This window comes from Pseudoalteromonas rubra, from assembly GCF_000238295.3.
Lineage (GTDB): Bacteria > Pseudomonadota > Gammaproteobacteria > Enterobacterales > Alteromonadaceae > Pseudoalteromonas > Pseudoalteromonas rubra.
In genome coordinates this window covers 360,419-381,127 of the sequence record NZ_AHCD03000027.1, presented here as the reverse complement: position 1 = coordinate 381,127, position 20,709 = coordinate 360,419, and the positions used below count along the sequence as shown (strand labels likewise).

Annotated in this window: 17 protein-coding genes and 12 tRNA genes; 6 read left to right on the top strand and 23 right to left on the bottom strand. The window is 47.7% G+C overall.

Annotated features, from left to right (window positions below; genetic code table 11):
* Window positions 1-66: 66 nt before the first annotated feature.
* The 12 genes from PRUB_RS06095 to PRUB_RS06040 form a co-directional block, all read right to left on the bottom strand.
* Window positions 67-142, bottom strand: a tRNA-Phe gene (locus PRUB_RS06095).
* 137 nt (window positions 143-279) lie between these two features.
* Window positions 280-355 (bottom strand) — tRNA-Thr (locus PRUB_RS06090).
* Window positions 356-367: 12 nt separating this feature from the next.
* Window positions 368-443, bottom strand: a tRNA-Phe gene (locus PRUB_RS06085).
* 108 nt (window positions 444-551) lie between these two features.
* Window positions 552-627: transfer RNA gene (locus tag PRUB_RS06080), tRNA-Thr, on the bottom strand.
* Window positions 628-638: 11 nt separating this feature from the next.
* Window positions 639-714 (bottom strand) — tRNA-Phe (locus PRUB_RS06075).
* 139 nt (window positions 715-853) lie between these two features.
* Window positions 854-929 (bottom strand) — tRNA-Phe (locus PRUB_RS06070).
* A 108-nt stretch (window positions 930-1,037) separates the two neighbouring features.
* A tRNA-Thr gene (locus tag PRUB_RS06065) sits at window positions 1,038-1,113 on the bottom strand.
* A gap of 11 nt (window positions 1,114-1,124) precedes the next feature.
* Window positions 1,125-1,200: transfer RNA gene (locus PRUB_RS06060), tRNA-Phe, on the bottom strand.
* Between the two features lie 108 nt (window positions 1,201-1,308).
* Window positions 1,309-1,384 (bottom strand) — tRNA-Thr (locus tag PRUB_RS06055).
* An 11-nt stretch (window positions 1,385-1,395) separates the two neighbouring features.
* Window positions 1,396-1,471 (bottom strand) — tRNA-Phe (locus PRUB_RS06050).
* A 108-nt stretch (window positions 1,472-1,579) separates the two neighbouring features.
* Window positions 1,580-1,655 (bottom strand) — tRNA-Thr (locus tag PRUB_RS06045).
* Window positions 1,656-1,666: 11 nt separating this feature from the next.
* Window positions 1,667-1,742, bottom strand: a tRNA-Phe gene (locus PRUB_RS06040).
* A 251-nt stretch (window positions 1,743-1,993) separates the two neighbouring features.
* Here PRUB_RS06040 and PRUB_RS06035 point away from each other — a divergent pair.
* On the top strand, window positions 1,994-4,921 hold the full coding sequence (locus PRUB_RS06035; RefSeq protein ID WP_010386831.1) for an ATP-binding protein: 2,928 nt from the start codon (window positions 1,994-1,996) through the stop codon (window positions 4,919-4,921).
* 44 nt (window positions 4,922-4,965) lie between these two features.
* Here the strand turns inward: PRUB_RS06035 and PRUB_RS06030 are convergent, their stop codons facing one another.
* The 4 genes from PRUB_RS06030 to PRUB_RS06015 form a co-directional block, all read right to left on the bottom strand.
* Complete coding sequence (locus PRUB_RS06030) at window positions 4,966-5,145, bottom strand: hypothetical protein (protein ID WP_010386832.1); 180 nt, start codon at window positions 5,143-5,145, stop codon at window positions 4,966-4,968.
* Between the two features lie 140 nt (window positions 5,146-5,285).
* Window positions 5,286-6,419: a sodium ion-translocating decarboxylase subunit beta gene (locus PRUB_RS06025; protein WP_010386833.1), complete on the bottom strand. Its 1,134-nt coding sequence runs from the start codon at window positions 6,417-6,419 to the stop codon at window positions 5,286-5,288.
* 10 nt (window positions 6,420-6,429) lie between these two features.
* Window positions 6,430-8,205 (bottom strand): sodium-extruding oxaloacetate decarboxylase subunit alpha, encoded by a 1,776-nt coding sequence (gene oadA / locus PRUB_RS06020; protein WP_010386834.1) that lies wholly within the window; start codon window positions 8,203-8,205, stop codon window positions 6,430-6,432.
* A gap of 15 nt (window positions 8,206-8,220) precedes the next feature.
* Window positions 8,221-8,484 (bottom strand): OadG family protein, encoded by a 264-nt coding sequence (locus PRUB_RS06015; protein ID WP_010386835.1) that lies wholly within the window; start codon window positions 8,482-8,484, stop codon window positions 8,221-8,223.
* Window positions 8,485-8,913: 429 nt separating this feature from the next.
* Here PRUB_RS06015 and PRUB_RS06010 point away from each other — a divergent pair, with 429 nt between their 5' ends.
* Window positions 8,914-9,390: a YcxB family protein gene (locus PRUB_RS06010; protein WP_010386836.1), complete on the top strand. Its 477-nt coding sequence runs from the start codon at window positions 8,914-8,916 to the stop codon at window positions 9,388-9,390.
* Between the two features lie 48 nt (window positions 9,391-9,438).
* On the opposite strand, the gene csrA is transcribed toward PRUB_RS06010, so the two are convergent.
* From csrA to PRUB_RS05980, 6 genes are all read right to left on the bottom strand, one after another.
* Window positions 9,439-9,630, bottom strand: coding sequence for a carbon storage regulator CsrA (gene csrA / locus PRUB_RS06005; protein WP_010386837.1), 192 nt, complete (start codon window positions 9,628-9,630; stop codon window positions 9,439-9,441).
* Between the two features lie 90 nt (window positions 9,631-9,720).
* On the bottom strand, window positions 9,721-10,941 hold the full coding sequence (locus tag PRUB_RS06000; RefSeq protein ID WP_010386839.1) for an aspartate kinase: 1,221 nt from the start codon (window positions 10,939-10,941) through the stop codon (window positions 9,721-9,723).
* Between the two features lie 3 nt (window positions 10,942-10,944).
* On the bottom strand, window positions 10,945-13,548 hold the full coding sequence (gene alaS / locus PRUB_RS05995) for an alanine--tRNA ligase (protein WP_040645771.1): 2,604 nt from the start codon (window positions 13,546-13,548) through the stop codon (window positions 10,945-10,947).
* A gap of 38 nt (window positions 13,549-13,586) precedes the next feature.
* Window positions 13,587-14,054, bottom strand: a complete 468-nt coding sequence (locus PRUB_RS05990; RefSeq protein WP_010386841.1) for a regulatory protein RecX — start codon at window positions 14,052-14,054, stop codon at window positions 13,587-13,589.
* Window positions 14,054-14,848 carry a BPSS1780 family membrane protein gene (locus PRUB_RS05985; protein WP_010386842.1) on the bottom strand — a complete coding sequence of 265 codons (795 nt, stop codon included), beginning with the start codon at window positions 14,846-14,848 and terminating at the stop codon, window positions 14,054-14,056. The genes PRUB_RS05990 and PRUB_RS05985 overlap by 1 nt, the downstream gene beginning before the upstream one ends.
* 151 nt (window positions 14,849-14,999) lie before the next feature.
* The gene (locus PRUB_RS05980; protein ID WP_010386843.1) at window positions 15,000-15,632 is read right to left on the bottom strand and encodes a GTP cyclohydrolase II; all 633 of its coding nucleotides are present in this window, start codon (window positions 15,630-15,632) and stop codon (window positions 15,000-15,002) included.
* Between the two features lie 363 nt (window positions 15,633-15,995).
* Between PRUB_RS05980 and PRUB_RS05975 the strand changes: the two genes are divergently transcribed.
* Genes PRUB_RS05975 through PRUB_RS05965 form a run of 3 tightly spaced genes read left to right on the top strand, consistent with a single transcriptional unit; the run spans window position 15,996 to window position 19,250 of the window.
* On the top strand, window positions 15,996-17,225 hold the full coding sequence (locus tag PRUB_RS05975; protein WP_010386844.1) for a hypothetical protein: 1,230 nt from the start codon (window positions 15,996-15,998) through the stop codon (window positions 17,223-17,225).
* Window positions 17,225-17,701: a type 2 periplasmic-binding domain-containing protein gene (locus PRUB_RS05970; protein ID WP_010386845.1), complete on the top strand. Its 477-nt coding sequence runs from the start codon at window positions 17,225-17,227 to the stop codon at window positions 17,699-17,701. Before PRUB_RS05975 ends, PRUB_RS05970 begins: the two co-directional genes overlap by 1 nt.
* Window positions 17,691-19,250, top strand: a complete 1,560-nt coding sequence (locus PRUB_RS05965) for a sensor domain-containing diguanylate cyclase (protein ID WP_010386846.1) — start codon at window positions 17,691-17,693, stop codon at window positions 19,248-19,250. The genes PRUB_RS05970 and PRUB_RS05965 overlap by 11 nt, the downstream gene beginning before the upstream one ends.
* Window positions 19,251-19,308: 58 nt before the next feature.
* Here PRUB_RS05965 and PRUB_RS05960 read toward each other — a convergent pair whose 3' ends face one another.
* Window positions 19,309-19,815, bottom strand: a complete 507-nt coding sequence (locus PRUB_RS05960; RefSeq protein WP_010386849.1) for a DUF3087 domain-containing protein — start codon at window positions 19,813-19,815, stop codon at window positions 19,309-19,311.
* A gap of 200 nt (window positions 19,816-20,015) precedes the next feature.
* Here PRUB_RS05960 and PRUB_RS05955 point away from each other — a divergent pair, with 200 nt between their 5' ends.
* Window positions 20,016-20,663: an energy transducer TonB gene (locus PRUB_RS05955; protein ID WP_010386851.1), complete on the top strand. Its 648-nt coding sequence runs from the start codon at window positions 20,016-20,018 to the stop codon at window positions 20,661-20,663.
* The last annotated feature ends 46 nt before the right edge of the window (window positions 20,664-20,709 follow it).

The window sequence follows — 20,709 nt, the reverse complement described above, 5'->3', positions numbered from 1 at the left end:
ACGCCGCCACAATTAAAACAGAGCGCGGAAACAAAAAAGCCCCGCTAATGCGAGGCTTTTGAATAATGGTGCCCAGAGGCGGAATCGAACCACCGACACGAGGATTTTCAATCCTCTGCTCTACCGACTGAGCTATCTGGGCTAAAACTGGCTGTATTGTACTACTCTTTCGTCCATGAAGCGGTGGCCTGTCGTCGTCCTGACTCCACCTCAACAAGCTGCGAAGCGTTGCTTCGGTCTTGTTTGGCCCAACTGAGTTATCTGAGCTAAAAATAAAAATGGTGCCGACTATCCGAGTCGAACGGATGACCTACTGATTACAAGTCAGTTGCTCTACCAACTGAGCTAAGTCGGCGCACCTTAATAATGGTGCCCAGAGGCGGAATCGAACCACCGACACGAGGATTTTCAATCCTCTGCTCTACCGACTGAGCTATCTGGGCTAAAACTGGTTATATTGTGCGTTCTGTAGTTAAACGCATATCAAGACAATGCCTTGATAGTGACTGAAACTTTATCATTTCAGTCGAACTCAACTATGAGTTAATAAATGGTGCCGACTATCCGAGTCGAACGGATGACCTACTGATTACAAGTCAGTTGCTCTACCAACTGAGCTAAGTCGGCACACTTAATAATGGTGCCCAGAGGCGGAATCGAACCACCGACACGAGGATTTTCAATCCTCTGCTCTACCGACTGAGCTATCTGGGCAAAAACTGGTTATATTGTGCTGTATAATTCATCCTGAAGCAGCGTTCCGGCTCGACGTCCTGTCTCGCGTTCGATTAGCTGCGAAGCGTTGCTTCGGTCTAATCTCACCCAACTGATTAAGTCAGGCGCACCTTAATAATGGTGCCCAGAGGCGGAATCGAACCACCGACACGAGGATTTTCAATCCTCTGCTCTACCGACTGAGCTATCTGGGCTAAAACTGGTTATATTGTGCGTTCTGTAGTTAAACGCATATCAAGACAATGCCTTGATAGTGACTGAAACTTTATCATTTCAGTCGAACTCAACTATGAGTTAATAAATGGTGCCGACTATCCGAGTCGAACGGATGACCTACTGATTACAAGTCAGTTGCTCTACCAACTGAGCTAAGTCGGCACACTTAATAATGGTGCCCAGAGGCGGAATCGAACCACCGACACGAGGATTTTCAATCCTCTGCTCTACCGACTGAGCTATCTGGGCTAAAACTGGTTATATTGTGCGTTCTGTAGTTAAACGCATATCAAGACAATGCCTTGATAGTGACTGAAACTTTATCATTTCAGTCGAACTCAACTATGAGTTAATAAATGGTGCCGACTATCCGAGTCGAACGGATGACCTACTGATTACAAGTCAGTTGCTCTACCAACTGAGCTAAGTCGGCACACTTAATAATGGTGCCCAGAGGCGGAATCGAACCACCGACACGAGGATTTTCAATCCTCTGCTCTACCGACTGAGCTATCTGGGCTAAAACTGGTTATATTGTGCGTTCTGTAGTTAAACGCATATCAAGACAATGCCTTGATAGTGACTGAAACTTTATCATTTCAGTCGAACTCAACTATGAGTTAATAAATGGTGCCGACTATCCGAGTCGAACGGATGACCTACTGATTACAAGTCAGTTGCTCTACCAACTGAGCTAAGTCGGCACACTTAATAATGGTGCCCAGAGGCGGAATCGAACCACCGACACGAGGATTTTCAATCCTCTGCTCTACCGACTGAGCTATCTGGGCGTGCGGCGTATTAAACGGGTTTTGCCTTGTTAAGTCAACTTTTTTTTTAAACTCTGTGCTCGACTGACCACTATTCCGACAAAACCCGTCTAATCGCTTAAATTTCCCTCTGTATTTGGTATTTTGAAGCACTTTATGGCACCGTTTTATCTTCTGTCGTGAGCAAAAACGGGGAGAATTCATCCAGCATAGGTGATAGGATTGCAACCAACAAAGAAACATAGCACAAAAGTTGGGTTCGGAATCACATAATGGAAAACTCGTCTAATACGAACATAAAGGGCTTTGTACCTCTATTTATTGTCGTTACCATCATTATTGCAGCTATTTCTGCTGCCGCAGCCTTTACCTGGCCTGATGCAGGTAATAAACAAGCGGACTCCACCCAACGACCAGACCTGGTACTGCTGGCAAAGGATATTTCAACGCCTTTGTCCAATACCATGATGAAGCTGGGCTACAACTATGCCAAACAAATTCTTTCTGCGTTTGAAGCCAGCAATCCGGGCATAGAGTTGTATCTATATAGTGATAGTGGCATTGGACAAGCCAGTTTAGTCTATCAAACCAATGAACAGAGCATTGCACCAATAAAGAGACAAGCCAAGGTCGATCAGGGAGGCGAGTTTGTCGTACACCAGCCACTCGTGTTAGATGATTTGCCTGTCGGTGAACTCATTTTAAGATACGCCCCCCAACAACCCGTATCGAACGCTTCGCCAGTAACCAGCATCAGCTTAGCTGTGTGTGCTTTACTACTGACAATCGCTTTTGGCATCTTCCTCAAGCGCCAAATTATTGGTCGTCTCAGTAAAGACCTCACAGAACTCAATGAAGAACTGCAACACCTGCTGGATCAAAAGTCCTATGATATCCATGTGACTGAAAAACTTAGTTTTGGGCTATCGAAAACCGCTGTAGGGATTAACCAGTTAATCAACCAGATCCGTGACATCATTCAGGGAAACCAGGCAGCTCAAAGAGAGCTGAAGCAATTGCAAACCAGTTTAGAATCAGAAGTACAAGCCAGAACCCTGGCACTGGAAAAAGCCACACTGAATGCAGAACGTGCCAGTGAAGCCAAAACCACCTTCCTGGCCACGATGAGCCATGAAATCAGAACCCCCATGAATGGGGTCATCGGTACCATTGATTTATTGCGTCAGACTGAGTTGGACGGCGCACAGCATCGTCTAACGACCATCATTCGTGACTCCGCGTTTTCATTGCTGGGCATACTGGATGACATTCTCGACTTTTCTAAAATTGAAGCCGGTAAGCTGCAGATGGACAACAGTGTCTTCTCTGTGGCCGAAACCATTGAAGAAGTGGCGCGAGTGCTGTCTTCTGTGGCCAGAAAGCGTAAATTAGATCTGCAACTGGCTGTTGCACCGGATATTCCTAACAACCTGGTTGGTGATGCCGTACGTGTTCGTCAGGTTTTATACAACCTGTGTAGTAATGCCATTAAGTTCACAACCACTGACGACGCCAGACGCGGCTTCGTTAAAATTTCAGTTGAAGTTGCCCAAAACACTTCTGAGCACTATACCCTGCGCTTTACCGTCACGGATAATGGTAAGGGCATGACGCAAGCACAACTGCGGGAAATTTTTAATCCCTTTATTCAGGCAGAAGGCTCCATTACCCGAGAATACGGTGGTACAGGCCTGGGCTTATCTATTTGTAAAAGTTTGGTCGAACTCATGCTGGGCTCAATTCATGTTAGCTCTGATATCGGTATGGGCAGTGAGTTCGTTGTAGAACTTCCGTTTAGCGTAAAAGGTCAGATAGCCTACGCAAACAAAGCCGTTCTAAATGGCCAAAGAGTGGCGGTACTGACCCATGCTCAGGCACGTCGTAATATTGTCGCCCGTTACTTGTCCTTCATGGGGGCTGATACGGTTGTGCTAAGAGACGCTGACGAACTCAGCGAATATCAGTACGACAGCAATGTGATCTGGGTGCTTGACGGTCTGGATGGTATGGACAAAGTCAACGGCCAGCTACGTGACCTGCTCTACTCCATTGAACACAATAACCAGCAGGTCATTGTACTCAGCACGATGGATGAACCGGCATTAAACCACGATCGCATTTTCTATCTCAATGCCGCGCCTTTGTGCAAATCTAGCTTTATGACCGCCATTTTGGTTGCTGCCGGCCTGCACAAGCCGAAAAAGCTCAAGCCATCGCGTTCTTTAAACAAATACCTGAATGTCGAGGACGCGAGAGCGGCCAACAAACTGGTTCTGCTGGTGGAAGACAATGTCCTCAATCAGCAAGTGTTGACGGATCAATTACATCTGCTTGGCTATGGTGTTGAGGTTGCAGAAAATGGTGAAGAAGGTCTGGTCCGCTGGCAACAGGCTCATTACCCGATTATTCTCACCGATCTGCATATGCCAAAAATGTCTGGCTATGACATGGTCGCTAAAATTCGTGAGGAAGCTGAACAGGCAGAAGACATTAATGCCCAGCCGTATATCATTGCCATTACCGCGAATGCACTTAAAGGTGAGCGTGATCGTTGCCTGGCAGCGGGTATGAATGACTATATTACCAAGCCTGTTGAACTCAATGTGCTCGAGGCCACTTTGGATACCTGGCAACAGTCCATCGGCAACTCAGGCCAACAACACACAGAACAAACAGGCGACGCAAGCCCAAGTAAATCCGAGACGCAGACACAAGCCGCGGTAGATCCGACGTTGCCACACAACGAGCCAGCTGAACCACAGCAAACAGTGGAACCAGAGAAGATTGAACCTGAAGTGCAACCAGACACACCTGCACAGACACCTGAACCTCAGCAAACGGAATCTGATGAACCGATTGATCTGGCGCAGCTCGATAAGTATGTCAATCATGACGCCAACAAGCGTCTGCGCTTTTTCCGCATGTACCTGGAACAAAGCAGTGAACTGGCCAGAGACATCAATGGCGCAGTGATCTCAATGAGCCAGGAAGAAATCATAGAAGCGTGTCACCAGCTCAAGTCCATATCTAAAACCATTGGTGCACACGGCGTGGCCGACATGGCTGCTGAGTTTGAGCAACGCTGTAAAGGAGAAGAGTTGACCAGTGACGACCTGATCCATTTAAGAGATGCCCTGGAAACACACTATCAGCGGGCCACTGAGTTCATCCAACGCTATTTACAGACACAAGCTGGTTAGTCAGCATCGCGCTCAGCAAGCCAACGGCTACTGAGCGCACTCTACTACCCCTGGACCATACCGTAAATCAGGCGGATCACGATGGAGACCATAACCAGGGGCAATATATACTTGCCATACTTCTGCATCTTATCCAGTCCCATCCGGCTTTGATACTTTTCCAAAAGTGGGATCAGGATCAGCAAAGCGACAATCAGGCTCCCTAAAATAATCAGAACATTCATTACTACGCGCTCCTTATGTTGATAGCGATACCATGCCACAGCCGTGCCGGGTTTGCCAAGTGTCAGCTATTGCCAAATAAGAAACAAGTATAAAAAGAAAAAAGCGCGAAGCAGTACTTCGCGCAACAGGTTGGAGAGTGCTAACCGACAAGTGCAAGCAAGATACCCGCGGCAACGGCACTTCCCAGTACCCCTGCGACATTTGGTCCCATAGCATGCATTAATAAGAAGTTGTGTGGATTGCTTTCTAAACCGACTTTATTGACGACCCTGGCAGCCATAGGCACCGCAGATACCCCGGCTGCGCCAACCAGTGGATTGATTGGGCTATCACCGGCAAAGCGATTCATCACTTTAGCCATATAAACCCCGGATGCCGTGCCAATGCTGAACGCTGCGGCACCCAGCACCAGGATCCCTATGGTCTCGACTGTCAAAAACTCATCTGCCGCCAGCTTAGAGCCCACCGCTAAGCCCAGAAAAATCGTCGTGATATTGATAATTTCGTTTTGGGCTGAGTTACTCAGGCGGTCAACCACCCCAGATTCGCGCATCAGATTGCCCAAACAAAACATCCCAACCAGCGGCGTTGCGGCCGGCAAGAATAATAAGGTCAGGGTCAACACGCCAAGCGGGAACAAGATTTTCTCCTGCTTTGAAACCGCCCTTAGCTGTGGCATTGCAATATTACGCTCTTCCTCAGTGGTCAGTAAGCGCATGATCGGAGGCTGAATGATCGGTACCAGCGCCATGTAAGAGTAGGCGGCAACGGCAATGGCGCCCAGTAACTCTGGAGAAAGCCTGGATGCCAGGAAGATGGCAGTTGGGCCATCCGCTCCCCCGATAATGGCAATCGCTGACGCATCTTGCAGCGTAAATTCAAAACCGGGCACGTAATTAAGTAATATGGCGCCAAACAGGGTAGCGAAGATACCAAACTGTGCAGCTGCACCCAGCAGCAGCATTCTTGGATTCGCGATCAGCGCACTAAAATCCGTTAGCGCCCCGACTCCCATGAAGATCAAGAGCGGGAAAATACCACTGTCGATACCAATATAGTAAACGTAATACAACAAGCCACCTGGATCTGCCAGGCCAGCTACCGGAATATTGGTCAGGATTGCGCCAAAGCCAATCGGGACCAACAGGAGTGGCTCAAATCGTTTTGCTATTGCCAGGTAAAGCAGGCCACAACCGACGGCAATCATGGCCAGTGCTGGTAAGGTCATGTTGGCCAGTCCAGTGGCTGACCATAGATTTAATAATCCATCCATACCCTGTCTCCTATGCCAGCGCTACGATGGCGTCACCAGCCGACACTGAGTCACCCTCGTTAACCAGGATATCTGTGATTTTACCGCTATGCGTCGCACGCACTTCGGTCTCCATTTTCATCGCTTCCATGATCAATACCAGATCGCCCTGCTCAACTACATCACCCTGTCGGGCATGCAGTTTAAAAATATTACCTGCCAGCGGGGCATTCAGCGTTTCACCGCTGCTGATCGAGGCAGATTGAGGCATCAGCTCGCTGTCCTTTACCTCAACTTCTTTGAGCTCTCCGCCAGGTGCAACCACCACGTTATATACCTTCCCTTCCACTTGCACACTGTAACGCTCTTGTTGAGGTTTACTCACTTGTGCGGGTGCAGGGGCCGGTTGAGTCGGCTGAACCAACTCGGGTTTTGGTTCAAATGCCGCCGGGTTGTCCCGGTTTTGCAGAAATTTAAGACCCACTTGTGGGAATAAAGCGTAGGTCAGCACATCATCAATTACCGCGTCGCTCAGCGCAAGATCCAGGCTTTTTGCTTTTTCGACTAAGTCACGCTCTAGCTCAGCCAACTCGGGCTCTATCAAGTCAGCTGGGCGACAAGTGATGGCTTGTGCACCGTCCAATACACGCTGTTGCAGCGCAGCATCAACCGGCGCAGGTGTTTTACCGTACTCACCTTTGAGTACACCTGCTGTTTCTTTGGTGATGGATTTATAGCGCTCTCCTGTCAGCACATTCAGAACAGCCTGAGTGCCAACAATCTGAGAGGTTGGCGTCACCAAAGGTAAATAGCCCAAATCCTGGCGCACAGATGGGATCTCCTTAAGTACCTCATCTAAGCGGTCGCCTGCCCCTTGTTCTTTGAGCTGGTTTTCCATATTGGTCAACATGCCGCCTGGTACTTGTGCCGATAAAATACGGCCATCAACACCTTTTAAACTCCCCTCAAAGGCCGCGTACTTTTTGCGGACATCACGGAAATAAGCTGCTATCTCCTCAAGCTGTAATAAATCCAGTCCGGTATCTCGCTCAGTCCCCTCCACAATAGACACTAAGGTTTCGGTGGCACTGTGACCGTAGGTCATACTCATTGAAGAAATCGCGGTATCCAACATATCAATGCCTGCATCGACCGCTTTTTGGTAAGTCGCTGTGCTCAGGCCTGTCGTAGCGTGGCATTGCATAGCAATCGGCACAGATACCGTGTTCTTCAATTCGCGGATCAGGACTTCTGCATCATAAGGTTTCAGTAACCCAGCCATGTCTTTGATACAAATTGAATGACATCCCATTTGTTCAAGTTGTTTCGCCTGCGCTAACCACATGTCCAGAGTATGTACCGGACTGACCGTATACGAAATAGTGCCCTGTGCATGTGCACCAACTTTGATCGCAGCACGGATAGCCGTTTCCAGGTTACGCACATCATTCATGGCATCGAAGATACGGAACACGTCAACACCGTTGTGATGGGCACGCTCAACAAATTTTTCGACCACATCATCAGCGTAATGACGATAACCCAGCAGGTTTTGTCCCCTCAACAGCATCTGCTGCTTGGTGTTTGGCATCGCTTCTTTCAAGGCGCGGATCCGATACCAGGGATCTTCACCCAGATAACGAATACAGGCATCAAAAGTCGCCCCGCCCCAGGATTCAACTGACCAATACCCGACCTGATCCAATTGCTCAGCAATGGGCAACATATCTTCCAGGCGCATACGTGTGGCCAGTAACGACTGGTGTGCGTCGCGTAGTACCAATTCTGTAAGTTTGAGCTGTGACATAAGTGACCCCTTGAATTATTTTTCTGATTGGAAGTGCTGGTTACGGTATTGCGAAATCGCTGCGCTAATGGCGGCCAGGTGCTCGCCTGGTATTTTTCCTGCGTCCGAAGCCTGCGATTTAGCTGCCCTTGAGCTAGGCTGTGTTTGCGCTTCTTTTGGCGCGGCAAATTTAGATAGCCCTTTCACCGCAACAATCAAAATAGACAAGAATACAAACACCCCGACCATGCCGGTCAGCATTAAGCTGGCTGCTTGAGCCAGTAAGGCGGTTATGTCCATCTCTGCTCTCCCCTTGTTGTTAACATTTTTTTGCGTGACATCATGCAGATACAATAGATAGCCACAATTTATAGATAATTATGCAACCATCATAACAAAACCGACTGCTTTGTAAACCGACGTGTAAATTGGTATTACCAATAGGAATTCATACTAGATTTCAATCTGTTACGATAATCCAAATGAAAATTTAATGAAAACAGCCAAATAAATATGAAAAATAGTCAAGATACCTGGTAAAAATAGGCAAGTGGCATAAAAAATATTCACCGTCAGGCTTCCCCTCAACAGAAACATACAATTGGTATGACCAAAAAAGAATTCTTAAGACATGTTAACAAATGCCGTAAACAGCGATCTGCAGTTTACGTAAAGTCTGCGCAAGTCGATAATTTCAGGGTATAATGGAGAGATGAAATAACTGGAGTTATGTGTGTGTTTCACTGCGAGTTTACGCTGGATAAAGATTACTTTCGTGAGTGTTTTGATCAATCTTTGCCTTACAGCAATGTCAGCAAACCCAAGTATGCCCTGGTGGCATTTTTATTTATTTTAGGCTGTGTTGCTATCTACGGCCTGGACAACGCCTATCTAGGCAACTTTTTGATTTTGCTCGCTGTTTTAGAGTGTATTGCACATTACTATCGACGCCCTTGGTGGGTAGCAAGACAAATGGTGACGCGGGCCAGTGGCAGCAAGATAACACTACAAATTGATGCACAGGGGATCACGGCGACCAATCCGTATAAGTCCTATCAGATCCTCTGGTCAGAAGTGAATAAAGTAGCAGAAACCCAACTGGGCGTGGTGCTGGTGCGTGCGAGTACAAACCAGTACATCTCTAAAAAAGCCCTCTCCGCGGAAGCCTTAGAGTTTATTTTGAGCAAAAAAAATAGCCACGACTGAGTGGCTACCTTTTCGAATTCTACCGGGCTGTTGTCCGGGAATCAGGTATTACATATTACCCGTAGTCGGGTTAGACTTTTCAGCCTGAATACGCATGTAGATCTCTTCACGGTGTACAGAAACATCTTTAGGGGCGTTAACGCCAATACGAACTTGATTTCCTTTAACACCTAATACGGTTACAGTTACTTCATCACCTATCATTAGAGTTTCGCCTACACGGCGAGTTAGAATTAGCATTCTCTTGCTCCTGTTATTCCAAAATTTAAAAGATTCCGCGTCTTGGTCATTTTAATGAAAAGTTTCCGTAAAAGTAAGCAAAATTATTGCCTAATCGTCACTTTCCAGTTTAAAAGCATCATGCAAAGCACGTACAGCCAACTCAAGGTATCGCTCATCGATTAATACTGAAATCTTTATTTCCGAGGTTGCAACTAACAGAGGTGAAATATTCTCTGCTGCCAGCGCCGAAAAGAATGTGCCGACGTTAGCAGAGTGCGACTTTAAACCCACCCCTACCGCTGAGATTTTTACAACCGCTGTGTTACTAACGATTTCAACTGCGCCAAACGTGTGCTGATGCGTCCTGAGCAAATCCAGCGCCTGCAGATGATCATTGCTGTGCACAGTTAAAGCATAGTCTATTTTGCCAGTATGTTGATTCATTTGACTGATCATGTCGACTTCTATCGCATATTCACCTAGAAGTGACAAGATTTTAGCCAGGGTCATGGGGCTGTCGGATGCCTGTTTAACGATTAGCAGACATTCATCTTTTTGATGCGCAATCCCCGATACCACTTTCATATTCATGGGGCTTTCCTCGTAAGTTATCAAGGTCCCGGCATCTGGTTTAAAGGTAGATAAAACACGTAATGGGAGGGTATAACGCCCAGCCGCTTCGACAGAGCGGATCTGCAACACCTTAGCACCTAGGCTTGCAAGCTCCAGCATTTCCTCGAATGTAACCCGAGTCATGCGGCGCGCTTTTGGTTCAATCCGGGGATCACAGGTATAAACACCGTCTACATCGGTGTAAATCTGACACTCATCAGCCCCCAATGCAGCGGCAATTTCAACAGCGCTGGTATCCGTCCCGCCACGCCCTAAAGTCGTGATATTTCCTTCAAGATCACGGCCCTGAAAACCGGCAATGATACTAATATGGTGCTGTTGCAGCTCTTGACGTAAACGTGAAGTATCTATATCAGCAATACGGGCACGACCAAACATATTGTCAGTGACAATACCGACTTGATCGGCCAGTAAACTGATGGCGGAATGGCCCCGTTTAATGATGGCCATTGCCAGCAAAGCGATAGATACCTGCTCACCGGTGGTCAGCAGGACATCGAGTTCTCTGGGACTGGGTTGCGTGTCTATCTGTCTGGCCAGATTAATCAGACGATTGGTTTCACCTGACATGGCTGACAACACAACCACCACCTGATGACCAGCTTGTCGGGTCTTGACCACCAGGTCAGCGACAGCTTCGATGCGCTCAATCGAGCCTACCGAAGTGCCACCAAATTTTTGAACGATCAGTGCCACGTGTTACTGAGTTTTCTCGGCTAGCCACGCTGAAACACTGGCCAATGCGGCATCCAGATTTTGTGGTTCTGAACCGCCAGCCTGGGCCATATCAGGACGGCCACCGCCCTTACCACCTACCTGCGCAGCCATATGATTCACCAGTTCACCGGCTTTCACACGTCCAACCAAATCTTTAGTGACACCAGCAATCAAGCTGACTTTATCACCATTCGCCACACCCAGAGCGATAACCCCTGAACCCATCTTGTTCTTCAGGTCATCGACCATACCACGTAACGCTTTAGACTCAGTACCGGCGACATTCGCAATCAACACTTTAATGCCATTGATGTCTGTCGCAGACTCGAGTAACGACGCACCAGCGGCACTTGCCAATTTATCGTTAAGCTGGGACACCTGCTTTTCTAGCCCTTTGGCTTTTTCAATCAGAGCCGCAACTTTGTCCAGCGCACTGCTGTTATCGCCTTTCACCAAGGCTGCTATTTCTGCTAACGTTTGCTCTTGATTAGCTACGTAAGCAATGGCCTCAGCACCGGTTACCGCTTCGATACGACGTACACCTGCAGCAATACCGCCTTCCGAGACAATCTTGAACAGACCAATGTCGCCAGCACGAGACACGTGTGTCCCCCCGCACAGCTCAATAGAGTAGTCGCCAATAGACACAACACGTACTTCATCGTCGTACTTCTCGCCAAACAGCGCCATGGCGCCCTTCTCTTTCGCCGCGTCTATGTCCATCAACTCGGTATTCAGCGCAAAGTTAGTGCGGATCTGTGCATTGACGGCATCCTCAATGTCACGTAATTGCGTTTTGTTCACCCCTTCAAAGTGAGAAAAGTCAAAACGCAGTTTATCAGCCATGACCAATGAGCCTTTCTGTGCAACATGCTCACCCAATGCCTGACGCAGTGCTTCGTGCAGAATGTGCGTTGCAGTGTGGTTTTTCTTGATGTCTTCACGACGTGCTGCATCAACCTGCGCATCGGCCTTGTCATTAACACCAATGCGGCCTGTTACACGACCATGATGGGCGATGGCATTGCCAAGTTTTTGTGTATCTGTCACAACAAACTCGCCAGCAGCAACTTTCAGACTACCGGTATCCCCAACCTGACCACCTGATTCAGCGTAAAACGGCGTGCGATCCAACACCACAATGCCGTTGTCGCCTTCTTCAAGTACAGAAACAGACTGGCCTTCTTTGAATAACTCCACCACAGTGCCAGTATAGTGTGTCGCATCGTAGCCTTTAAAGTCGGATGACTTCTCAGATTTCAGCTGTTCGTTGTAATCGGCACCAAACTTACCCGCCTGCTGAGCCATCTTACGCTGTGTTTCCATGCACTCTTTGAAGCCACGTTCATCGATGGTCATAAAGCGTTCACGCGCCACATCTGCTGTCAAATCCGCCGGGAAGCCATAGGTATCGTACAATTTGAACACCACATCACCTGGGATCACATCGCCTTCTAATGAAGCCAGGTGCTCTTCCAGGATAGCCAGACCCCGGTCTAGTGTCTTACCAAACTGCTCTTCTTCAATACGCAGTACCTTCTCGATGATGGCACCTTGTTTAACCAGCTCAGGGTAAGCTTCACCCATTTGCTCACTCAATGCACTCACCAGCTGATGGAAGAATGCGCCCTTCGCGCCTAATTTATTACCGTGACGAACAGCACGACGAATGATACGACGTAGTACATAACCACGCCCTTCGTTAGATGGCATCACACCGTCAGCAATCAAAAACGCACAAGAGCGGATATGGTCCGCAATAACGCGCAGTGATTTATCTTCCAGATCTTGTGCACCCGTTACCTTTGCCGCTGCCGCAATCAACGCCTGGAACAGGTCGATTTCATAGTTTGAATGCACGCCTTGCATGATCGCAGAAATACGCTCAAGGCCCATACCGGTGTCGACCGACTGCTTAGGTAGCGGCTCCATGGTGCCATCGGCATGACGGTTGTATTGCATGAAGACCAGGTTCCAGATTTCGATAAAACGATCACCGTCTTCTTCTGGCGACCCTGGCGGTCCACCCCAGATCTCTTCACCATGGTCAAAGAATATTTCTGAACAAGGGCCACACGGACCGGTATCACCCATAGACCAGAAGTTATCCGAGGTCGCGATACGAATGATTTTATCTTCCGGAACACCCATCTCTTTTGACCAAATGTCATAGGCTTCCTCGTCATTGTGGTAGACAGTGACCAGGAGTTTGTCTTTGGGTAGTTTGATTTCTTCTGTCAGAAACTCCCAGGCAAAGCGAATGGCATCTTTTTTGAAGTAATCACCAAAGCTAAAATTGCCCAGCATTTCGAAAAAGGTGTGGTGACGCGCAGTATAGCCAACGTTTTCCAGATCGTTGTGTTTACCCCCTGCACGCACACAGCGCTGTGAACTGGTCGCTCGGTTGTAAGGACGCTTTTCCCCGCCCAGAAACACATCTTTAAACTGCACCATACCGGCATTGGTAAATAACAACGTAGCGTCATTACCCGGGATCAGTGAACTTGAAGGCACCACCTGGTGTTGTTGTTTGGCAAAGTAGTCAAGAAAGCTCTGCCTTATCTGTGCGGTCGTCATCTGCTGCATGTGCTCATTACCCTTTATTGCTGCTGTAGTGACAGGCATTACTCACCGTGTGAGTGTGCCTCGATAGCATAATCTATTTCGTCATAACGAAATCCGCGCGACATCATGTAGCGAATACGTTTTGACTTCTCTTTATAATCTAATTGATTTGTCGACCGGCTGTACTTTTTCTCGTAGGCACGCAACGCCACGCTAAACCAGTCGACTTCTTGTTCTTCTATTAAGTGCTGTAAATATGATTTGTCGACACCTTTGCGTTGCGCGTCCATCATAACACGTTTTTCGCCGAGCCCCTTGGCCACTTGTTGCGACAAGAAACTGGCGCAATAGCGTTTATCGTCCAGATAACCAAGCGACTCAAGCCAGTCAAGTAAGCGTGTAATATACGCCTCTTCTGCGTCTTTTGCCCGTAACTTCTGAGCAATTAACTGACGTGAATACTCCTGCCTGGACAAAAGCCACAGCGCATAGTTTTTCAGCTTTTTCTCATGCTCTTGTTGATCCATCAGGCGTCAAACCGACCGCTTTGCTGTTGCTGCTGCGGTGGTGTATCGTCACTTGATGCGGGTGGCTCAGAGACAGACATGATGGCCTGAAACGAGACAAAAAACCCGATGTATGCAATGGGCATCACCACCAACAGAGGTACCAGCGACATCGGGACTGATAGCAGCATTAACAGCGCCACCAAAAACCCAAATACTGTCAGCGGTGCCATATTGCGGTAAAACACCAGCAAAGATTGCTTCATCGCCTGAATAATACGGGGTTCATCGCGGAAGAACACCAGCGGTAACGCATAAGCAAAGGCCATCATCGCCAGTGATTGTATAACGACAAAAATCGCGATATCTGCAAAGGTAATCTGCGCTATAACTTGCGCCAGCACTTGCGTTTCATCGCTCTGTTCATTGACGCTTTGTAATACTTCCAGTGCAGGGCCAAACAATATGCCCAACAGAGCACTCAGTAACAGCGCAACCCCCATTTGGTACAACCCAAAGCGGAACAAGTTCAAACGACGACCTTTGGTTGAAAAGGGCACTAAGATATCGGCCAGTGTAATCGCCTCACCCTGCTGTTTTTTCACCACTGCCAGATAAAAACCTGCGGTCAGAAAAGGCGACACCAGTACAGCCGCGAGCTGCAATGGCGGAAAGACAAAAGGCACCAGACTCACAACAACCATGAGCAGGTACATCATGACAAAGGTAAAAGGTTGGGACTTGAAAATAATCCACCCGGCTTTAAGCCATTGCAAGCCAAACCCTGCGGTAAACGTTTTAAATTCTGTTGGCATATTCATCAATTCATTGTGAAACAGACCGATTATACTGGGTCAAGGAAGGACTTAAAAGGTCAGATGGGGGAATTTTCAACTCGTTACCTACAACATCTGAGTCGATACTGGTCAATCGACAAAACCGACCGACCAGAGGGTTGCTAACAGCCTAGATTTCATCCGGCTTTTTGATCTTTTTTATGTCTAACATGTGTGAGCCATGTTTTACTTTAGTCTCTAGGTAATTTTTATTTCCGGCCACACCGACTTTAACATGCGCGTGCGTACCCACCACTTCCTCAACCTCAATCCCGGCATCTCTGAGCGCGTTAAGCTTACGGGGGTTATTGGTCATCAGGCGAACGTGATCCAGACCAAGTGCCTGCAACATCAGTACCGCATCTGAAAAGTCACGCAAGTCATCATCGAACCCAAGGTGATTATTTGCTTCATAGGTATTCATGCCTTGTGACTGGAGCACATATGCGTCGATCTTATTATATAGCCCAATCCCTCTGCCTTCCTGACGTAAATATAGCAGCACACCGCCTTGCTGATGCATCGCTTCGATGCTTTCATTAAGCTGTTCACCACAATCACACCGTGACGAATGGAATACGTCACCTGTTAAACATTCTGAATGCATTCTGATCAGCGGTACTGATTGCTCGCTATCGGCACGATTAAACACCAGGGCAACGTGTTCCTGGCCATCCTGTAACCCTTCAAATGAGACGATTTCTGCGGGAATATGACTACGCTGCCCAACATTCAGCTCAACTCTTGCTCTTACTTGTGCCACGACTACAAAATACCTAATTGCAAAAATGTGATAATATCACAAAAAATATTGTAACTGACTATATGGTGGTTAAGTCACCCAGTTACAAGTCCTCAGACTAAATACTGGCAAATACACCGAACACCGCTAGGCTATTAATATCAGACCAGATTAATTTACAACCGATCCGAGAGAATATAGCAGGCACTTACATATTAAAAATTTCTTATTTATAACAAATAAATAGAAAACTTTTACTGCATTATTGCCGTGCTTTCCTCATTGTAAGATTGGCTACTTTATTAAGCGGGTTTGATATCAGAACTGCCCGGTGCCACTCGCACTTGTGCATTTTCTACTGAAATAATATCTTAATGGTAACTGATGCGCTCGAAAATTGTGATGTTTTTATCCCTGATCTGGTGCCTTGCGCTACCTGCACAGGCAGATCAGTTAAAAGTGGATGGCTTTGCCACATTAGATATCAACATCAGTAACTCTCAGACAGCCGGGATCCGACATGTGATCTCGCAACCCGACGCCAGCTATTTAGGTGAGCCTAGCTTTGCCAACTCTTCCATTGGCTTACAGTTCGAATGGCAGTCATCTTCACAACTGCAGTGGGTGGCGCAAACTGTGCTCAAAGAGCGCAAAGAATACAAGCTTGATTACCTCATTCAAATGGCTTTTGCTCGCTACACCCTGACACCCAACTGGCAATTTCGCATTGGCCGAACAGGTCTCGACCTCTATATGATGACGGAGTATCGGGATATTGGCTTTGCATTTAATTACGGCCATCCACCCACCGAGTTTTACGCGGTGGTGCCACATCAGAACCTGGATGGCATTGATGTCACTTATACCTATCCACTTGAGCAAAGTGTCCTGACTTACAAATTGTTCGCCGGGCGTTCAAATGCACCGATCGTCAGTGACGAGGATTTTATCTGGGATGTTGAACTTAAATCGATATATGGAATGAGCCTGTCGCTGCAGGCCCAAAACTGGTTGCTACGCAGCAATTTCACCACCACCCAAGCCGGCAACACGAATGCCCAGCAGGTGCAACTACTCAGTGCGTTACAGCAAATACCAGACGCTGTCTGGCCGACACGCCAGGCATTGATCGAATCTTTGCAAATAAAGGGCAAACGGTTTAACTACTTTACACTCGGCGCTAATTACGACAACAGCCACTGGATTTTACAAAGTGAGCTTGCCTATATCGATTCAGATTCTGAGGTGCTCAATCATTTAAAAGCTGGCTACATCAGTGTCGGCACACACCTGGGCGACGACACCTGGTTACTGACACTCAGCGCAGCAAAATCTAACAATCGTGTTGACCCGGGGCCTTTACTGACTACACCCCAGCTCGATGCCCTCTATCATGGCGTGATCCGTCACACCAATTTTTACCTGATAGATCAGCATACCTGGTCGGTAAGCTGGCGACGCGATCTGACTTCCACACTTGCGGCGAAAATCCAACTTGATCACACCCAGGCCAACCACTTACCGTCGGCCTTTTACCTCCACAAAAACTTATCGTCTGGAGATCATGATAGGTATTTTCAGTCACTTGGACTCAGTCTGAATTGGGTGTTCTGATGCGGCGACAAGTACTATCAAGTATTCAGCGTAACCTGACAAGGCTGCGGGTATTCTTCAGATTGATCTTATGCGTGACGCTATTCACCAGCTTTACCGCTGGCGCAACTGACCCTTTGGTGGTGATTGTACACAAAGACAACCCGAATAAGCAGATCTCCCAGCATCAGCTGGTTGATCTTTATATGGGCAAATACACCGCCTTTCCGGACGGCACCTTGGCTAAGGTCCTGGACTATGAGCAGGGACACCCATTACGCACTTTTTTTCTGACTTCGTTAACAGGGCGTCCTATTAATCAGATAAATGCATACTGGTCACAAGTAAAATTTAGTGGTAAGGCCTCTTTTCCACAAGCATATCAATCAATCGACGCTATACTTGAAGAAGTCGCATCTACGCCCGATGCAATAGGTTATGTGCCCGCAACTGCGGTTACTGAGGACGTTAAAGTGGTGTATCGTTTTGTTCAATAAACACAGTTTGATCACACGGCTAACCCTTTTACTGAGTCTGGTGACGCTGCTTTTCAGTGTGATCTACGCAAAGCTATATTATCGGCATGTGTTTGATGAAGAGCTGGCCCGTGCCAGCGACACAGTTATGCAAATAGGGAAAACCGTGTCGTCCACTGCGTCTATCGCCGCCTATCTTGAAGACAAAGATCTCGCCACAGAAGTCGTTAACGGGCTGGTGAGCAACGATATTATTTTATCAGCGGCACTCGTAAGTAAAGATACTTTGCTGGCCAAGAGCATCTTACACAGTGGTCCGGGCAGCATTCAAATCAAACTGGTTAACCCTTTTTTTCTCTCCGAGCACATCGGCTTAATACATATCGCGCCAAATACCCAAATTATTGAACAGAACGCACAAAATATCGCACTGGGCGGCGTGAGAACCATGCTGGTTGTGATCCTCCCCATCATAATCCTACTGACGACCCTGGTTTATTGGCAAGTTACCCGACCATTGAATCATCTCGGCAAACAATTGGCGAAAATTCTCCCGGGCAGTGCTCAGCGTCTGCAAGTAGACAAGCACGCCCATCATAATGAGATAGGCCGTATCGAGCTGGGGATCAATACCCTGCTGGACAAAGCTGAGGTGCTATTTGAACAAGAACGTAGCCTCAGAGCAGAAGTCGTGGAGCTGGAAAAACGCTTTAGGTTGATGTTTGAGCAGTCGTCTTCGCCCACTCTACTGGTTAAAGACGAAGGCGATATTTTATTGATCAACGACGCTGCAAAAGATCTACTGGTTGGTATGGGCGTAGACATAGATGAGCGATTTCCGGAAAATTTGGGGCTGTATTGTAAAACCCCGGATATTCTCTACACCTTCACTGAAAACAGCATCAAACAAAAACAGGTGATGCAGTCTGAATTTGAATTCATTAATCCCCTGACTCAAACCACGGTGTGGTTGAGCATTATCGTACTTAATACACTCAGCGACGGAAAATGGTACTTTCAGGTGTTCCTTGCCGACATTACTCTGCGTAAGACCATGCTCAACCAGCTCAACAAGCGCGCCCAAAGAGACAGCCTCACTGGACTGTATAATCGCTACGGTGCAGAGCTCATGTTACTCGACTGGATAGATAATCAATGTACATTTAGCTTACTGCTCATAGACTTGGACAAGTTTAAACCAATCAACGACGTGTATGGTCACAACGCCGGAGATGCACTCCTTAAGCACATAGCCAGTCAATTATCTAACACTATGGGCACCACAGATCTGGTTTGCCGTTGGGGAGGAGATGAGTTTTTGGTTGCCAGGCTGGATATAACTCAACAAGAGCTGACACGCCTTGCTCAGGCACTGCTCGAAGCAATCAATCAACCCATGCCATTTGAACATCGTGAAGGACAGACCGAGCTGGTTGTGGGTGCCAGTATCGGCATTGCACACTTCCCTCAGCATGCAGAGAACTTAAAAGGCCTGGTGGAGTGTGCAGACGTCGCGATGTACAGCATTAAAAAGACATCCAGAAATAATTTTACCTTCTATTCCAATTAAACACGGTTGCATGGTTCAGTGTTACTCTGACTGAACCACTGTCCTGATTGAATCGCCCTCAGAACTTATCTAACAGGGCTGAATCGTATCGCGCTAAATCCAGTGTTACCTGATACTGTTTGGTCAGCACATCGAGCTCTGCCTGCCAGAGACCCAGCTCTTCCATTGTCAATGTATTATCGTCAAGCTGCCATAACTGGCGCGAGCCACTGTAACTAAACTGCATAGCAAGCATGGCATCGACATCACCCTGCTGTGCAGCCACCTTAACTTTGGCCATTTTTCGGGTAACCTTGTTCAGCGCCTGTTTGAGCTGCCAGACATAGTTCACTTCATACATAAACGGGTGGTACTGCACCTGTTTAAGCACCGCAGCGATTATTACGCACGTCAGCACAACCCCTGTCAGATTCCAATGGAAGTGACTCCCATCCGGATCCGGGAAAGCCACAATCAAAATCCGGGCAAATCCTAAGCTGCCAGCGACCAGGGCCGCAATGCAGGCTGCGATCACTATGTTCAGGTGTTTCCTGTAACGTGTTTTATCTATATCCAGTAGTTGCATCTTTTCTCCCACATACTGTAAAACTATCACGCAGGCTAGGCTGTTACGCCCTGCTTGGCCTGTTATGATGACCAGATAATCAGGTAGGTCTGTTCAGTTATTTTGCGCATTCTAACGTAATCGGAAAAAAAATCGCTAACTAGTTCACCCCTTTTTGACCTCAGCCCCGTTTTACTGATAAATCATCCAGGAGCATGCTTATGAACGGTCAATTTCTAGCAGAACAGTCGCCTCGCCCTTACCAGACTCTTTACAAGGTATTACTGTCGTTTTTGGGCGCCTGCGGCGTCACCTTTGCTGCCTTTGCTTTTATGCAGCACTTAATCAGTCAGGATCTTGAGTTTAAACAGGCCCCCATTACCTATACACCCGTTTTTCTTCCCGAAGTAAAGCAAGATACGCCTGTTGAGACAATCCAAAAACTGCCCCCTCCGCCTAAATCTGTGCCAAAAGCTCCGCCTAAACCAACAGTGGATGCAGAAACGCCAGCCATGGCGTTAAACGGACTCGGTGGTGCACCAGTCGTCGAGACAGGTCCTATACAAATGGGCTCATCGATGAAACCAACCGATATGCAGGCTACGCCCATCGTCAGAATTGAGCCTCGCTATCCGACTGTGGCTGCACGAGATGGCACGCAAGGGTGGGTTGAGCTGCACTTTACAATTTCTGAAACAGGCGAAGTGGTTGATGCCAGAGTCGCCAATGCAGAACCCAAACGCGTGTTCAACCGTGAGGCATTAAAAGCTTTAAAGCGCTGGAAATACCGCCCTCAGGTGGTGAACGGTCAGCCTCAGCGACAGCCCGGACAAAAAGTCGTGCTGGAGTTCAAGCTCAACCAAGATTAATATCTAGACTGGGCACCGGGGATTATTTTCCTGGTGCAACCAGGCA

Bases quoted from the DNA above. Each gene is read 5' to 3' on its own strand.
- PRUB_RS05975 (WP_010386844.1), top strand. From the start codon at position 15,996: ATGCGCTCGAAAATTGTGATGTTTTTATCCCTGATCTGGTGCCTTGCG.
- csrA (WP_010386837.1), bottom strand. From the start codon at position 9,630: ATGCTAATTCTAACTCGCCGTGTAGGCGAAACTCTAATGATAGGTGAT.
- PRUB_RS05955 (WP_010386851.1), top strand. From the start codon at position 20,016: ATGAACGGTCAATTTCTAGCAGAACAGTCGCCTCGCCCTTACCAGACT.
- PRUB_RS05990 (WP_010386841.1), bottom strand. From the start codon at position 14,054: ATGGATCAACAAGAGCATGAGAAAAAGCTGAAAAACTATGCGCTGTGG.
- PRUB_RS06010 (WP_010386836.1), top strand. From the start codon at position 8,914: ATGTGTGTGTTTCACTGCGAGTTTACGCTGGATAAAGATTACTTTCGT.
- oadA (WP_010386834.1), bottom strand. From the start codon at position 8,205: ATGTCACAGCTCAAACTTACAGAATTGGTACTACGCGACGCACACCAG.
- PRUB_RS06015 (WP_010386835.1), bottom strand. From the start codon at position 8,484: ATGGACATAACCGCCTTACTGGCTCAAGCAGCCAGCTTAATGCTGACC.
- PRUB_RS05960 (WP_010386849.1), bottom strand. From the start codon at position 19,815: ATGCAACTACTGGATATAGATAAAACACGTTACAGGAAACACCTGAAC.
- PRUB_RS06035 (WP_010386831.1), top strand. From the start codon at position 1,994: ATGGAAAACTCGTCTAATACGAACATAAAGGGCTTTGTACCTCTATTT.
- PRUB_RS06030 (WP_010386832.1), bottom strand. From the start codon at position 5,145: ATGAATGTTCTGATTATTTTAGGGAGCCTGATTGTCGCTTTGCTGATC.
- PRUB_RS05985 (WP_010386842.1), bottom strand. From the start codon at position 14,848: ATGCCAACAGAATTTAAAACGTTTACCGCAGGGTTTGGCTTGCAATGG.
- PRUB_RS05970 (WP_010386845.1), top strand. From the start codon at position 17,225: ATGCGGCGACAAGTACTATCAAGTATTCAGCGTAACCTGACAAGGCTG.
- alaS (WP_040645771.1), bottom strand. From the start codon at position 13,548: ATGCAGCAGATGACGACCGCACAGATAAGGCAGAGCTTTCTTGACTAC.
- PRUB_RS06025 (WP_010386833.1), bottom strand. From the start codon at position 6,419: ATGGATGGATTATTAAATCTATGGTCAGCCACTGGACTGGCCAACATG.